Annotated in this window: 12 protein-coding genes; 1 reads left to right on the forward strand and 11 read right to left on the reverse strand. The window is 65.0% G+C overall.

Translation table 11 applies throughout. The annotated features are described in order from the left end of the window. The 11 genes from ACT6QU_RS09175 to ACT6QU_RS09225 all read right to left on the reverse strand — a co-directional run. Window positions 1-512: alpha/beta hydrolase family protein (locus tag ACT6QU_RS09175; RefSeq protein WP_444836871.1), on the reverse strand; the 512-nt coding region annotated here is incomplete at its 3' end. Window positions 513-965: 453 nt separating this feature from the next. Beyond that, window positions 966-1319, reverse strand: coding sequence for a hypothetical protein (locus ACT6QU_RS09180; RefSeq protein ID WP_444563682.1), 354 nt, complete (start codon window positions 1317-1319; stop codon window positions 966-968). Window positions 1320-1784: 465 nt separating this feature from the next. Further along, window positions 1785-2639 (reverse strand): ATP-dependent Zn protease, encoded by an 855-nt coding sequence (locus ACT6QU_RS09185; protein ID WP_444563681.1) that lies wholly within the window; start codon window positions 2637-2639, stop codon window positions 1785-1787. A gap of 59 nt (window positions 2640-2698) precedes the next feature. Then, complete coding sequence (locus tag ACT6QU_RS09190) at window positions 2699-4792, reverse strand: AAA family ATPase (protein ID WP_444563680.1); 2094 nt, start codon at window positions 4790-4792, stop codon at window positions 2699-2701. Beyond that, entirely contained in the window at window positions 4789-5325 is a 537-nt protein-coding gene (locus tag ACT6QU_RS09195) for a hypothetical protein (RefSeq protein WP_444563679.1), read from the reverse strand. The genes ACT6QU_RS09190 and ACT6QU_RS09195 overlap by 4 nt, the downstream gene beginning before the upstream one ends. After that, a complete protein-coding gene (locus ACT6QU_RS09200) occupies window positions 5322-6497 on the reverse strand; it encodes a hypothetical protein (RefSeq protein WP_444563678.1) in 1176 nt (391 codons plus the stop codon). The genes ACT6QU_RS09195 and ACT6QU_RS09200 overlap by 4 nt, the downstream gene beginning before the upstream one ends. Window positions 6498-6713: 216 nt before the next feature. After that, window positions 6714-6860, reverse strand: a complete 147-nt coding sequence (locus tag ACT6QU_RS09205) for a hypothetical protein (protein WP_444563677.1) — start codon at window positions 6858-6860, stop codon at window positions 6714-6716. Window positions 6861-7790: 930 nt separating this feature from the next. Then, on the reverse strand, window positions 7791-9668 hold the full coding sequence (locus ACT6QU_RS09210; protein WP_444563676.1) for a TRAP transporter permease: 1878 nt from the start codon (window positions 9666-9668) through the stop codon (window positions 7791-7793). 67 nt (window positions 9669-9735) lie between these two features. Continuing rightward, window positions 9736-10701: a TAXI family TRAP transporter solute-binding subunit gene (locus ACT6QU_RS09215; protein ID WP_444563675.1), complete on the reverse strand. Its 966-nt coding sequence runs from the start codon at window positions 10699-10701 to the stop codon at window positions 9736-9738. 31 nt (window positions 10702-10732) lie between these two features. Then, a complete protein-coding gene (locus ACT6QU_RS09220; RefSeq protein WP_444563674.1) occupies window positions 10733-11101 on the reverse strand; it encodes an AtuA-related protein in 369 nt (122 codons plus the stop codon). Next, window positions 11098-12462 carry an acyclic terpene utilization AtuA family protein gene (locus ACT6QU_RS09225; protein WP_444563673.1) on the reverse strand — a complete coding sequence of 455 codons (1365 nt, stop codon included), beginning with the start codon at window positions 12460-12462 and terminating at the stop codon, window positions 11098-11100. Before ACT6QU_RS09225 ends, ACT6QU_RS09220 begins: the two co-directional genes overlap by 4 nt. 105 nt (window positions 12463-12567) lie before the next feature. On the opposite strand from ACT6QU_RS09225, the gene ACT6QU_RS09230 reads away from it, so the two are divergent. After that, a complete protein-coding gene (locus ACT6QU_RS09230) occupies window positions 12568-13257 on the forward strand; it encodes a GntR family transcriptional regulator (RefSeq protein ID WP_444563672.1) in 690 nt (229 codons plus the stop codon). Window positions 13258-13266: the final 9 nt, after the last annotated feature.

A 13266-nucleotide genomic window follows, 5' to 3' on the forward strand; every position in this document is an offset into this window, starting at 1 on the left:
CACTGGATTTCGATGGATGCGGGAAGCTTGTAGCCGGCGACCTCCTCCTGCGTACCGAACGGATCCCGCGTGCCCTGGCAGATGAGCGCCGGCGTCTTCAGGCCCATCAGATGCGCGGTGCGCAACTGCTCCGGCTTGGCCGGCGGGTGGAAGGGATAGCCAAGACAGAAGAGCCCGGCGATCTTGCCGCCGGCATGAAGCTCATCCGCCACCAGCGAGGCGACGCGCCCGCCCATCGACTTGCCGCCGATGACGAGCGGGCCCGCGACGTCGAGAGTGGCGACCGCCGCGCGATATTCGTCGACAAGCGTCTCGGCCTTCGGCGGCGGCTTTCGCTGGCCGTTTCGCCGCGCAGCCATGTACGCGAACTCGAACCGGGCGACGCGAAAGCCTGCCTGGCAGAGCGCCTCGGTGCACCGCGTCATCACTGCCGCATCCATCGGAGCGCCAGCACCATGGGCGAAGAGCAGTGTCGCGAAGGACGCGTCGCCCTTATCGATCAGAATGTCCATTCGTCGATCCTCTCCGCTGCGCTTTCGTTAAAGCGTCACAACGCAGCACGCCCAAAATCGATCGCCGCAGCCGGTCTTTTGGTGCTGCCCAGCAAGGGGCCAGGCTCATGCGCCGTCATGACGCCGCGCGGCTAGCTTCACGGCGGAATATCATTTTCCACCATCCGCCAGACAATGCTTCCCCAACCCGACCCCGATCCAGAATCAAACCGCGTTTGAGGGAGTAATGGGGGGACAAGCTGAGGGAAAGACAAACGCGGTTTGTGGGGATGCCAATCGAACATGCAGGACTGCTGACCAGAGCCGCGCAAGCCATCTTCGGGAATAGCCATCCAAATCTGGGCCTGCCACCGCAGGGTGGATGCCCGTCGCCAGCCGAAGCGCCGCCCCGCGGCGGACCGGACGCCGGATGCCGGACGTCGCTGCCCGGCACCCCGATCCTGGGCGGCCCCGTCAGCGGTCGTCCGTCTCCTGACCGACCGCCTTCCGGGCGCCATCGCCCCCCGCCTCGATCAGGTGCAGCCGCCGCTGGAACGACCATCCCTGCTCGTAGCGGTCGACCAATGCGGAGAAGACCCGACTGGTGCCATTGCGGTCGTAGCCGCGCGCGGCGAGGCCATCGATAACGGCGTCCATCAGGCGTCCGAGTTCGGCCTCCCGCCCAAGTGCCAGGTTTTTCGTCACCGCATAGTGCAGGAGTTCGCGCGCGATCTCGTCGCGATCCGGCACCCTGATCGCCTTCTGGCGCCTGCGATAGGCGCGCTGGTATTCCCTCTGCTTGCGAAGCCGCTCACTGTCATCTGTCATCGATCGGTTCTCCTCGTCCGGCATCATTGCCTGCTAGAAGCATGACCGGCGACCATGCAAGCGACAAACGCCGTGAGGATGTAACGGCAATCTCGACCTTCGAATCGGCGATGCGCAGTCCGGAATCGGAACAACGCAATTTGTCTCAACTCGAGATGGGTTGCAGACAGGTCATGATGCCCTGCCCTGCTCACGGCGTTTGACGGTGCAACGCTGACGCCAGGTTTTGAATCGGCTTTCATGCGGACGGAATCGCTGGCGCCGAGATTTGAATCGGCGGCCGCGATCTTCGAATCGGAACAGCGCAAATCGAGACACGTTGCAGGCACGTCGTTGCAACCTGTTCTCGGTCTCGCGCTCGCACGCCAACCGGACCCGGATGTGGCCCTCCTCTCTCATCGACAGCAAAGCGTTCCTGCCGTGAGAGCGGATGCGCCGCTCACTTGCAGACGGCTACCGTCTTGGCTACCGCGTCGCCCTCACGACCACCCCTCCTCTCTGAGCCCGCTGCGCCCCCACCATCCGTCCCGTGCCGAGCTCGACCGGCTCGAGGCGCGTTCGGGCCTCGGCCAGAACGCGGTCCAGCTCGGCGCCTTCGAGCACGCCGTGCTGCAGGAGGATGCGCGCCAGCCAGTTCAGCGTCAGGCCCTGCATGCCAAGGAGCACGACCGCGTCGGCATGGGCCTGTTCGAGACGCCGGTCGACGCGGGCGGCAAGCTCGCGGTCGATGGTCAGGAGATGACCGATGTCGGCGACGGGGCGATGGACGAGTGGTTGGTGCTGGCTGAAGCCGAACTCGGTCTCCATGGCGACAGCCAGGCGTGTCGCCATTGCTAGGTCGCTCCCTTTCTCTCCGCCCGATCCTGCCAGCGTTTCCCCGAAGACGATCTCCTCCGCCGTGCGCCCGGCCAGGAGGATGACGATCTGATCCATGACCCACGCAGCGTTCTGCAGCGAATGGAGTGTGACCCTGCGCTCGACGAGACCACCATGCGGTGCATCGATGGAGATCATCCGGATCGACGCACCGCCAAGGAGAAGGCAGGCCAGCACATGTCCGGCCTCATGCACCGCCATGCGCCAGCGCAACGCCTCGGGACGTGGCCCGTCGGCGTCAAGCATCTGCCGCTCGAGGTCGTGCCAGGCAAGCGGCCGCCCTGCCCTGCGCGCGACCTGTCGTGCTTCGCGAACGATGCGCTCGACATCGGCGCCGGAACGTCCGGCAAGGCGACGCGCCAGCGGACGCAGACGCTGAAGGTCCGGCGGCAGGGAGGTTGCGCCATCAGGACCGTTGCTCGCGTCTGGGGTGCTGCAGATCATGGTGGGGATAACTCCAGTTTCGGTGGATGGAAAGAGATGCGCCTGGCGTAAGCGGTTGGTCATCGGCTCACCTCGCGGGACCGGCGGTCAGGAACGGGCCGCGTAATATCGTTTCGGCCATCGGCATCCCCATTTTCCAAGCCGATGTGTCCCGCCTCTTCCTCCGGCCTTCCACAGCCGCCGACACTGGCGCAGGGACCGCGGTCGCGGGGCTGATTCGCCTGCTGGCTGTCGAGCGGCACCGTCTCGCTGGCCGTCATGTTCGACGGGTGTGTCCCCTCCGCGACGCCGGCTGTCCCGACCGCATTCGTGGTACCGCCCGCCGCCGCGTCCACGGTTCCGCCCGCTTCTGCCGGTCCCGGCGGACGGCTGTCGATCACGGTCAGGCAATCTTTGCCCAGATGGTGCGCGAGAATGCCGACGAGGGCATCGACGTCCGGAAGCGGGATTTCGATATGCGTCTCCAGCCGGCCTGAGCGACGCAGCGCCGGGTCGATCATCGCGGGATGATTGGTAGCGCCGACGACGATCACACCTTGCGACCGGATCGCGCCGTCGAGCAGTTCGAGCGCCTTGTTGACGACGGCATTCCAGTAGTCGTCATACTCGTTCTTTTGGCCACGCTGGCCGATGCCGTCGATCTCGTCGATGAAGAGGATGGCGGGAGCGAGCGCTTGCGCCTCGTCGAAGACGACCCGCATGCGCCGCAGGACGTCGCCGAGATGGCTCGGCTCGAGCCAGGTCGATACGGAGGTGGCGATGAGCGGCAGCTGCAATGTGTTGCAGAGCGCCCTGGCAAAGCTCGTCTTGCCCGTTCCCGGCGGACCGGACAGAAGGAGCTTGGTGCTGAGATCGCTCCATTCGACATGGCCTTGCCGCCACTGAACGAGATCCTGCGCCAGATCGAGCGCCCAGGTCTGGGCTGCACCATAGCCATGCAGCCGCTCGACGGTGGCAAGATGCGGGTCGGCGGCAAGGGTGGCAGCAGGCACCGGCTGCACGATGTCGCTGCCCGAGCGGACGGGCTTGCCGGACCGGTCCTTCTCGATCGTCCGGCCCGCCGCGCCGGAAGTACGAGCGATCCGGCGTCCCGGCTGCGCCGCAGTGCATGCCGTGTCGCTGCCAAGCTGGCGCAGGAGCGCGCCGATGCGTTCGGGCATATGACCCGGCCGGATCGCGGTGACGAGATCGCGCAGGGTCAGATGCGCGCAGACCGGCTGCAGCAAGTCGAGGGCGGCGGTGCTCGGCTCCTGCCCAACGACACGTGCGATGACCTCGCCGATGAGGTTCGGTGTCAGCGACGGGGTCTCCAGTGCCAGGTCAGCGCTGCAAACCAGACGCGGGGGCAGGCCGTCGGCGGTCGAGCCCATGGCGAGGATCGGCGCACCGAGCCTGAGGGCGACGCCGATCTTGCCATCGATCTCGTCACCATCTCGCTCCGAAGCATCGTCACCGCGGAACAGGACAATGGTCGGGCCCGGTTTGGGGGCGCGCCGCGCGCTGGTCTTGATTGCGCGCAGTTCGTAGCCGTTGATCGTGTTGGATCCGCGGGCAAAGACATCCTGCCGGATCAGATCGGCAAGGCATGCCTCGAACCCCTCGACGGGCGAGACGAGCGTGATCATCGGACCGGGCAAGCCGGACAGAGATCGAGCCATCCGTGCCGCATCGCACCCGGCGCGAGCCAGAGCCTCCCGCAACAGGAGCACGACGGCGACTTCATCGGCATGCAGCCACGTGGAGCGCCAGACGGCGCGGACGAGATCGCCGGACGCCGGAGCCGCAGCAGGCGCATCGACGCGCCCGTCTCCACACGCCTCGATACCATCATCGGTGATGGCGCACGTTGCACGCACCACCTCAAGATCGATGCCGTGATGGGACAGGACACGTGCGATCGTCGCACGCGGCAAATCCTGCACCTCATAGCCTGGGACGAGACGGCCTCGGCGACTGGTCTCCACCTGGTCGATGTCATCGTCCCAGCTTGACGACGTCCGCGTCCGTCGCAAGAAGATGGTGCGATCGTCGTCATCGTCGTCGTTCCCTCCGCCTTCGGCAAGCAAGTTCAGGTCGATGGCGCGGCTGACGGCCCGTCGCCGGGCGCGACGGGTCAGGCGGGCAAGGACGAGCTGGATGAGCCGGTCGCTCATGATGCTCCTCCCCGACTGATCCACAGCTGCCGCTTGCCACAGGGCACCATGCGGGTGGCGAGCCAGTCCCGCACCAGCCGCGCCGTCGCATCGCCGCGGGCGGCATGCTGGTCGAGCGCGCGAAGCACCCGGCGCGAGATCGGGATGCCGCGACTGCCGAAGTGACGGACGTGATGCAGCACCAGACCGACGACCACCGCCGGGTCATCGAACAGCCCCGGCAGGCCCGGGCTAACCTTACCACCCCCATGCCCCGCAGCGGCCCCACGTCCGGCGGCGAGCCCGGAGAGGATCATCTGGTAGTCGACCGCGCGTTCGCTTGGCTCCTGTCCTGACAGAGCAAGGTTGGCGGCGCGCAGCGCTGCCCGTCGCTCCGCATGGGTCGGCAGGGCGGCGATCGCGTCCAGGCGGGGCAGTTCGCCTGCGGCGTGCGAACGCGGTGTCGACGGTTGACCGCCATCGGTGGTCTGGCGGCGCGGTAGTCGGGCCGACCGGGCAGTGAACGACGATGTTGGAGCTTGCGGCTTCTTCATGCCCGGCTCCTCTGCGCGGCAAGCCCGACGCTGCAGCGCGGCGCGTTCGAGCGGACCGTTCGCGATGTACGTGCGACGTACATGGCGGAACCGGCCATCCCAGGCGAGCGCGTTCTGAGATGATCGCCGTCGCCCGGACCATCTTCCTCGGCAGCTACACGCTGAGGATCGTCCTCGGTGTCGACATCGCCGTCAGCGTCCCGGTCGGCATCCGCGTCGATGACGTCATCGACTGAGGCGGCCTCGTCCCGCGTGCCGTATTCCTGACCGTCGGCGCGTGTGCCCTGGCCTCCCCGTCCGAACACGTCATCGCCTTCGCCGCGGCGCTGGCGATCGGACGGAGCGCGCGCGGCGATCAGGCGTTGCGGGCCGACGATCGCCCGGCAGCGCTCATCGAGAAGGCGGCGGACCTCGCCGCCATAGATTCGGCGCAGATGCACGAGGGCGGCGGCTGCGCCCTCGATGCCGAGCAACCAGTCGAGATCGGTAAGGGTCAGGATCCCGCGTGCCTCGTCGCGCCGCTCGCCGGAGCAGTCGATGATGGCGATCTCGACCCGTGCGATGGGCGACGCATCGTATTCGCGCTCGAGCATGTCGCGTGTCACCAGCGCCGACGCCATCATCCGCGCGCGAAGGTCGACCAGAGCGCGCGGCTTCAATGAGGCGACCGAGCGCTTGATGTCGAGCATCAGGCCGAGCTGGCGCGCCCCGTCGATCAGAAGCAGGTCCGGCCGGTAGAACTCGCGGGTGATGGTTTGCGAGTCGAGCCGCAGGCTGGAGGCGCGTGCCCAGTCGTTGCGCCGGAAGATCGCCTTGGCGGCATCATGGACCGGCAGCGGTCGGTCGAGATGGATGCGGTCGAGATCGGGATGGCAGGCAGCGACAAGCGCAATCCCCTTTTCCAGAAGCGCGCCTTCGAGCGTCGTCGCCGAGCGGATTACCGCGAGGAGATCGCCAAATCCCTCGAAGGTCGGATCAGGCTTGGCCGGACAGGCCAGTACCTGGGCGATCGTGTCGTCGACGAGCTTCGCGAAGGCGGGCAGCAGTTCGGCAAGCGCAACCGACGCGGTGCTGTCGTCGGGGGCATCCTGACCGGAAGCCGTATGGGAGCGGCGGTCTGCGCCGGCAGCGGTTCGGCCACGATGAGAGCGGGAGCGGGATAAGAAAGGCATGGAGGTCTCCTTGAGACGCGAGAGGGATCGATCCGCACAGCCGGCCGCACCCCGCTATGGCGCACAGGGCGACAGTCGCAGGTCATGGGCATTAGCCGGACGTGGTCAGGCGAAGACGTGCGGGCTCAGCCGCTCTGACGAACGCGACGCAAGATCACACCGCCATCGTCGACGCCGGTCAGGTGGCCGATGCTGCTGCTCGATCGGGGGTGAAGGTCAGGCGGCGGTCGACCACGAAGGCGAGGCGGCATGATCCGCCGTCCCTTCCGCCGCGACGTGGCCGGCCCGGCAGATGCAGTGACGCTGGTGATCGGCCAGCAACTGCTCGGCGCGCACGGCCCGCGCTTCGAGATCGCGCAGCATGCGATCCATCAAAGCGGGCAGCGACGGGGCGCGGGAGATCGGCTGTGCCGGGTACGGCCGTGCCGCGCTATCATCGGCGCGGGCCGTCCCACATGCCTGGGGACGCGCCGACGCGGCGACTTCATCGCGGAGATCAGAAGAGGTAGTGCTGTTCATAGCCTGTTGCCTTTCAAGAGAAGGTGGCGGGTCAGGCCTTCGCTGGTGTTGACGCACCGGCGGAGGCCGCAGTCCGGCTCCGGTCAACCCGAAGCCACATCACCGTAGCGGGATCTTTTCCGGAAAGACGCCCCCAAAATGCACCGCGCCCGCAAAATCTTGTCCGGCGTCTCCCGGGCGTGGTCGGCATCGTCTCGGGCTTACGCCGAGACATCCCCAAAATCCAACACGCGATCGTGACGTTACGGTGGGTGCCCCGTAAGCTGTGAGATCGAACGGATCGCGTGCGAATGATCCCGTCGAACCTTCTCTCATGCACCGTTGACCGAGACCGGAGTTCGAGTCGGCAACGCCGTGTGTTGATTCTGGGCTATCGTTCGATTTTAGGGGCGTCCTGGCGAAAAATATCATGCTAGGTATCGTGCGAAGTATCGTTGCAATGGTTGCCCGAGGAAAACTCGCTCGGACAGGCGGTTTTGCGCGATTGCGGGTTAGAGTCCCTCCCTCTCCGCCACTTCCAATATCAAGCAATTGTTTTTGTAGATGTTTCGCCGCGGACGCGGCGGACCGACCTGCGTGGTTTCAATTCAGATAGCCGGGAGGCGCAATCGAGCTAGTCACGCCGCTCGGTCGCTTTGGCCGATCCTTCGAGCTGCCAAAATTGGAAATCAGATTCAGCCAATGTGCACCAGGTCGAACGATCGGCGGCAGGGATGCGTCCCGGAAGGCCAGGAACATCGGGGCCATTCAAAGTCCGCTCGCCGAAAAGCCCGCCTATTGTCCCGGCACCAGCTTCATCTGCGACTGATGAAACGGTTTTGCGAGATAGATTCCGAAGCACAACAGAATAATGGCGGCACCAAGCGCCAGCTCGTTGGGATAGAGAGCAAGAAGTGCTGATGGAGCGAAGATAGCTCCTGCGAGCATTCGGCTGCCGCGCAATGTCACGCCGGATGTCAGCATTGCCGTCGAGATGACCAGCACCAAGCCTGAAAGAGCGGCCTCCGCGATGCCAAGCCCGCTGCCGGACCAGAGCATGCCGGGATAGGCCAGGAACATGAACGGCACGACATAGGTCACCGCTCCGAGCCGAACCGCATTGAGCGCCACAGGCCACCACCCGACATTGGCGATGCTCGCCGCGACGAAGACCGCGATGCAAACGGGCGGCGTTATGACGGAGATCGTCGCGTAGTAGAACACGAACATGTGTGCGACCAGCGGCTCGACCTCGACGGCGATCAGCGCCGGCGCCATAACCGATGCGACGAGCACATAGGCGGCCGTCGTCGGGATGCCCATACCGAGGATCAGGCATGACCCGGCGACGATGAGGCCGATCAACACGATGTTCTGGCCGCCGATGGCAACGACCAGCGAAGACAGCGTCACGCCGATGCCCGTGAGGTTCAGCAGCGATACGAGGATTTGAGCACCAGCCAGCATCACGCCGATGATGACGATGCCGGCACCGCCCTCGACGAGCGCGTCGAACAGGGTTCGCGAGGTTGCGGCTACGTCTCGCCGTCGCCACAGATCGCCGATGACGAACGGGATCAACATGCACGCAATGCCGATCGCCGCGGAGTAGGCGATCGAACGTCCGGAGACCAGCATGAAGATCAGGCCACCGAGACCGCCGAGCACCGGGATCAGCCGCAGGGGATCGAGCGCCTGGCGGGCGGAGGGAATTTCCTCGCGCGGCACTAGGCCGACATTGCTGCGCAGTGCGACCAGGTGAATGGTCAAAAGCACGGCGATGTAGAACATCGCGGCCGGAATGACTGCAGCGAGTGCGATGCGCAGATACTCGACGCCGATCATTTCAGCCATGATGAACGCAGCAGCACCAAGGATCGGCGGCGTCACCTGCCCGCCGGTCGACGCCACCGCCTCGACCGCGGCAGCGAACTGCGGCGGATAGTTCAGCCGCTTCATCAGCGGGATCGTCAAGGTTCCGGTCGTCGCGACATTGGCGACGGCGCTGCCGTTGACCGTGCCGAACGATGCGGACGCAATCGTCGCCATCTTGGCCGCGCCGCCGATCGACCGACCCGAGACGAGGAGCGCGATGTCCATGAACGTCTTGCCGCCGCCAGTATGCAGGAGCACGGCTCCGAACAAGACGAAGGCGGCGATCAATGTCGAGGCAAGGCCGGTCAGCGATCCCCACACGCCGATATCGGAGAGGTAGATCGTCTCGGCAATGAAGTAGACGTCGAAGCCACGGTGACCGAGTCGTCCCGGAATGAGGTGACCCAGGAAGACATAGGAGAGGCCGACGATCACGAGGATCGGAAAGGCAAGTCCGACCGTGCGGCGGGCCAATTCGAGCAGTACGACGACGAGACCCAGCGTCAGGCCAAGCTCGAGGGGAGACGCCATCGGTAAGGTCGTCATGATGCGATTGGCGTTGAAGGTGACGTAGACCGCGGCGGCGATGCCGATTCCCGCAAGCACGACGTCGAGCGCGATCGACCATACCCGCGCCCGCCCGCCGGGCCGTAGCGGGTAGGTCAGGAAACCGAGAAGAAGAAGCAGCGCAACCATTACGGACCGCTGGACGAGGGACTCGAACTGGCCCGCATAGGCAGTCCACAACACGAAAGCACCGATCGTCGCAGCGACCAGTCGGCGGGAGTTTTCAAGCATTGTGGGGCTCGCGGCTGGAAAGACGGGGATCGGCCAATCCGATCCCCTTTGCGGCGCAGGGCCGTGCTCAGGGACGCAGGCGCTCGGGAATCTCGACGCCGACCTCCTCGAAGTAGCGGATTGCGCCGGGATGGAGAGGTGAGGTCGCCAGCGCCATCGTCATGTCGGGGAGTTGCGAGCCTTTCAGATTCGCGAAGGCGGCCGACTGCACGGTTTCGTCTTCCACCGCCGCCTTTGTAATGGCGTAGGCCATGTCGTCACTCATCTCCGGGTGGGCGACCGTCGCTGTGCCGAACGCCCAAGTGCGATAGGCGGGATAGCCGTCACCGGCGGCGTTTTCGCCGATCTCGATCACCGCGAGATTCGGAAAGGCATCGGTGACGGATTGGGCCTGCTCGTCGTCGAGGCTGATCAGGGACACGGGGGTGAGCGTGGCGATGTCGAGGCTCGACGCATCCAGCCTCTCGCCGGCACCGCTCTTCACATAGCCGACCGCACGGTCGTCCTTGATGGAATCGACGACGTCGCCGGTCGAGCCGCGAACCCAGTCCGGCTCGACGCCGAGATGAGCGAAAACCGCCTCTGTGGTCTTTTCCGTCGCCGATCCGGTGATGCCGGGGTTGATGCGCTGGCCTGCAAGATCCGCAATCGTTTCGAGGCCGGCATCCTGACGCACGACGACGTTCTGCGGCGCGGACGAATAGACCCACAAGGTCAGCATCGTGTAGGGCTGACCCTCGAAGTCCCCCTGTCCGGCCCAGGCGTCGTAGGCGACGTTCGTCGTGACCAGCCCCATGTCGATCTGGTTGCGCTGCAGCCGGCGCATGTTGTCCATGGTCGCGCCCGTTTCGACGACCGTCGCCGAGACGCCCTCGACACCGTCATTGATGAGCTGCGAGACGGCGACATAATAGCCGTAATGGCTCGACGACGACGAAGACGACCCGATGAGGATACGCTCCTGCGCATGCGTCGCGCTGCCGACAAGCAGCGCGATTGCCGCGGCGGCCAAGATCTTTCCCGAGTTGTTCATTTTAGTTCTCCTCCCTTGGATTTTTTTGGTGTCACCCGGTCGCATTTTCCGAATTGCGATTACCGACAAGTGCGGCGGGTACGGTCACGTCCATCGACAGCAGATGGAACGCGGTAGTCTTGCCATGCGTGTCGAGATTGAGCGCCGAGTTGACGCCGCCCTCCAGTGCGTCATCGATGACGAAATTCAGCGCCTGGATGTTTTCGAGCACGTAGCGCTTCACCTTGGACGCACCGCGATGGGCGAACATGGCGAGCACGCGCGCCTCGGTCACCTCCCGAACGAGGATCGGCCATGCTTCGGGGCGATAGGCGATGACGCAGATGTTCAGTCGATTGCCCTTGTCGCCCGATCGGCCATGCGCAATGTCGTGCAGCGGCACGGTCAGCATCTCGCTCATGCCTCGCCCTCCCAGAACGTATGGCGCTCCTCGACCATCGATCGGGGCACGAGATATGAAGCCGTGTTGATGCGCGACTGAAGGCGTGTCCGGATGCCGCCGCCGCCGGCCGGGCCGGTACAGTAGAGTGCACCGACTTCGCGCAGGGCCAGCTCGGCCTCGGCCTTGTCCGAAGCGCTGACGGCAAGGCGCATCCGGATATCGGGACCTTCGGGTAGGACCTGATCGTGAGGGCCGGCGTCGTCGCCGCCGAAGACGCTCAGCGCGCCGATGAAGTCGTAGCGCCGGCGCACGCGCGACGTCTTCGACTTGAGGCGCGCCTCCACCACATCCGCCGCCAGACGAGCACGCGCGAGCGCGTTCGGTCCCGCATAGGATATCTCGGCCTCGCCGAGCCAGTCTCCCGAAACGCCGATCGTGGCCTTGAGGCGATCGGGCGCCGGCCTGCCGCGCGCCCCACTGACGGCGACGCGATCCTTGCCGACTTGAGCGATCGCCACCTGCGTCATGTCGAGTATGACGTCGGGCGTCAGATAGGCTGCCGGATCATGAATTTCGTAGAGTATCTGCTCCTTGACGGTGCGCAGATCGACCACACCGCCGGTGCCATGGGGCTTGGTGATGGTGAACGAGCCGTCCACCTCGACCTCGGCGATCGGAAACCCGACATCGGCAAGATCGGCGACGTCCTTGAAGCCGGGGTCGGCAAAATATCCGCCGGTTACCTGGCTGCCGCATTCGAGGAGATGGCCGGCCAGCGTTCCCGCCGCCAGCCTGTCCCAGTCGGTCCAGTCCCATCCGAAATGCGCGACCAGCGGACCGAGCACCAGCGAAGGATCGGCCACTCTCCCCGTGACGACCACTTGCGCACCGTTTTTAATAGCTTCTGCGATGTGCCGCGCGCCGATATAGGCATTGGCGGAAATGATGTCGGACGGACCGGCGCTAAGTTCGGTATCACCCTCCCATCGCTCAAGGCCCGACAGGTCCAGCCCCTCGCGGATATCGTCGCCTTCGACGACGGCGATCCGGATGCCGTCGAGGCCCAGCTCGCCTGCCAGCCGGGCGATGCGATCAGCCGCCGCACGTGGATTGGCAACGCCGAAATTGCCCACCACGACGATGCTGGAACGGATGCAGTTGGCGAGGATCGGCGCGAGAAGCTCAGACAGTAGCGGATCGTAGCCATGCTGCGGATTCGATCGGCGAGCCAGGTGACCCAGCGCCAGCGTCCGCTCGCCGATCGTCTCGAAGATCAATGCGCCGCCGCCGCCATCGGCGATCATCTGCCGCACGACGGGTATGGCCGCATCGACACGATCGCCTGAAAAACCCGAACCGCTTCCGATCCTGTACGTCAATGAAAGTCCTCCCGTCGTCTTTATCGGAATGATTATCGATAATGTCAACGCTTGGATTGTCGACAGGGGGCGAGGTAAGGTGGGAACCGGTACACAGGGGTTCAAATGACCGACTACGCACTATCCGAACACAAGCGCGATCCCGGCCGATGGGAGGCTCTCTTCAAGGAATTGCAGCGCGAGATCATCTTCGGCACCCTGCGGCCGCGAGAGCGTCTCGTTGAGGATGAAGTCATCGCGCGCCTCGACGCGACACGGCACGCCGTGCGTAGGGCCTTTGCGGAACTGGAACGCGTCGGCCTCGTCATACGCACGCCAAATCGCGGCGTTCAGGTGCGCGACTACACGCTCGTCGAGGTCGAGGAGCTTTACGAAATCCGCGAAATCCTCGAGGCACGAGCAGCAAGGCGCATGTCTCTACCTGCCCCCGACAGTCTCCTCGCAGAGCTCAGTTCTATCGCCGAGGCGCATGCGCGTGCCTCAAGAGAGGAGCGGTATCTCGACATCTTCCTGCTCAACAACGAGTTTCACGAGAAGCTCTACGGGCATTGCGGCAACGGGCTTCTGGCCGAAGCCATCAAGTCCTATACATTCGCCAGCCACCCGATCAGGAGCAGAGGCTTTCCCGACGTCGAGCTTCGCCGTCTGGCGGTCGAGGAGCACAGGCAGATTCTCGATGCACTCGCGGGCGGCGACGCCGATGCTCTCGCAAAGCTTTGCGTGGCGCACATTCAGCGCCCGAAGGACTATTATCTGCGCGCGAACAGGATGCTTGCACAGAGTGCCACGCCGTAGCCAGCGAGC

Source organism: Aliihoeflea sp., from assembly GCF_052435475.1.
Taxonomy (GTDB): domain Bacteria; phylum Pseudomonadota; class Alphaproteobacteria; order Rhizobiales; family Rhizobiaceae; genus Aliihoeflea.

Bases quoted from the DNA above. Each gene is read 5' to 3' on its own strand.
- ACT6QU_RS09185 (WP_444563681.1), bottom strand. From the start codon at position 2,639: ATGATCTGCAGCACCCCAGACGCGAGCAACGGTCCTGATGGCGCAACC.
- ACT6QU_RS09195 (WP_444563679.1), bottom strand. From the start codon at position 5,325: ATGAAGAAGCCGCAAGCTCCAACATCGTCGTTCACTGCCCGGTCGGCC.
- ACT6QU_RS09210 (WP_444563676.1), bottom strand. From the start codon at position 9,668: ATGCTTGAAAACTCCCGCCGACTGGTCGCTGCGACGATCGGTGCTTTC.
- ACT6QU_RS09230 (WP_444563672.1), top strand. From the start codon at position 12,568: ATGACCGACTACGCACTATCCGAACACAAGCGCGATCCCGGCCGATGG.
- ACT6QU_RS09220 (WP_444563674.1), bottom strand. From the start codon at position 11,101: ATGAGCGAGATGCTGACCGTGCCGCTGCACGACATTGCGCATGGCCGA.
- ACT6QU_RS09215 (WP_444563675.1), bottom strand. From the start codon at position 10,701: ATGAACAACTCGGGAAAGATCTTGGCCGCCGCGGCAATCGCGCTGCTT.
- ACT6QU_RS09200 (WP_444563678.1), bottom strand. From the start codon at position 6,497: ATGCCTTTCTTATCCCGCTCCCGCTCTCATCGTGGCCGAACCGCTGCC.
- ACT6QU_RS09205 (WP_444563677.1), bottom strand. From the start codon at position 6,860: ATGCTGCGCGATCTCGAAGCGCGGGCCGTGCGCGCCGAGCAGTTGCTG.
- ACT6QU_RS09190 (WP_444563680.1), bottom strand. From the start codon at position 4,792: ATGAGCGACCGGCTCATCCAGCTCGTCCTTGCCCGCCTGACCCGTCGC.
- ACT6QU_RS09180 (WP_444563682.1), bottom strand. From the start codon at position 1,319: ATGACAGATGACAGTGAGCGGCTTCGCAAGCAGAGGGAATACCAGCGC.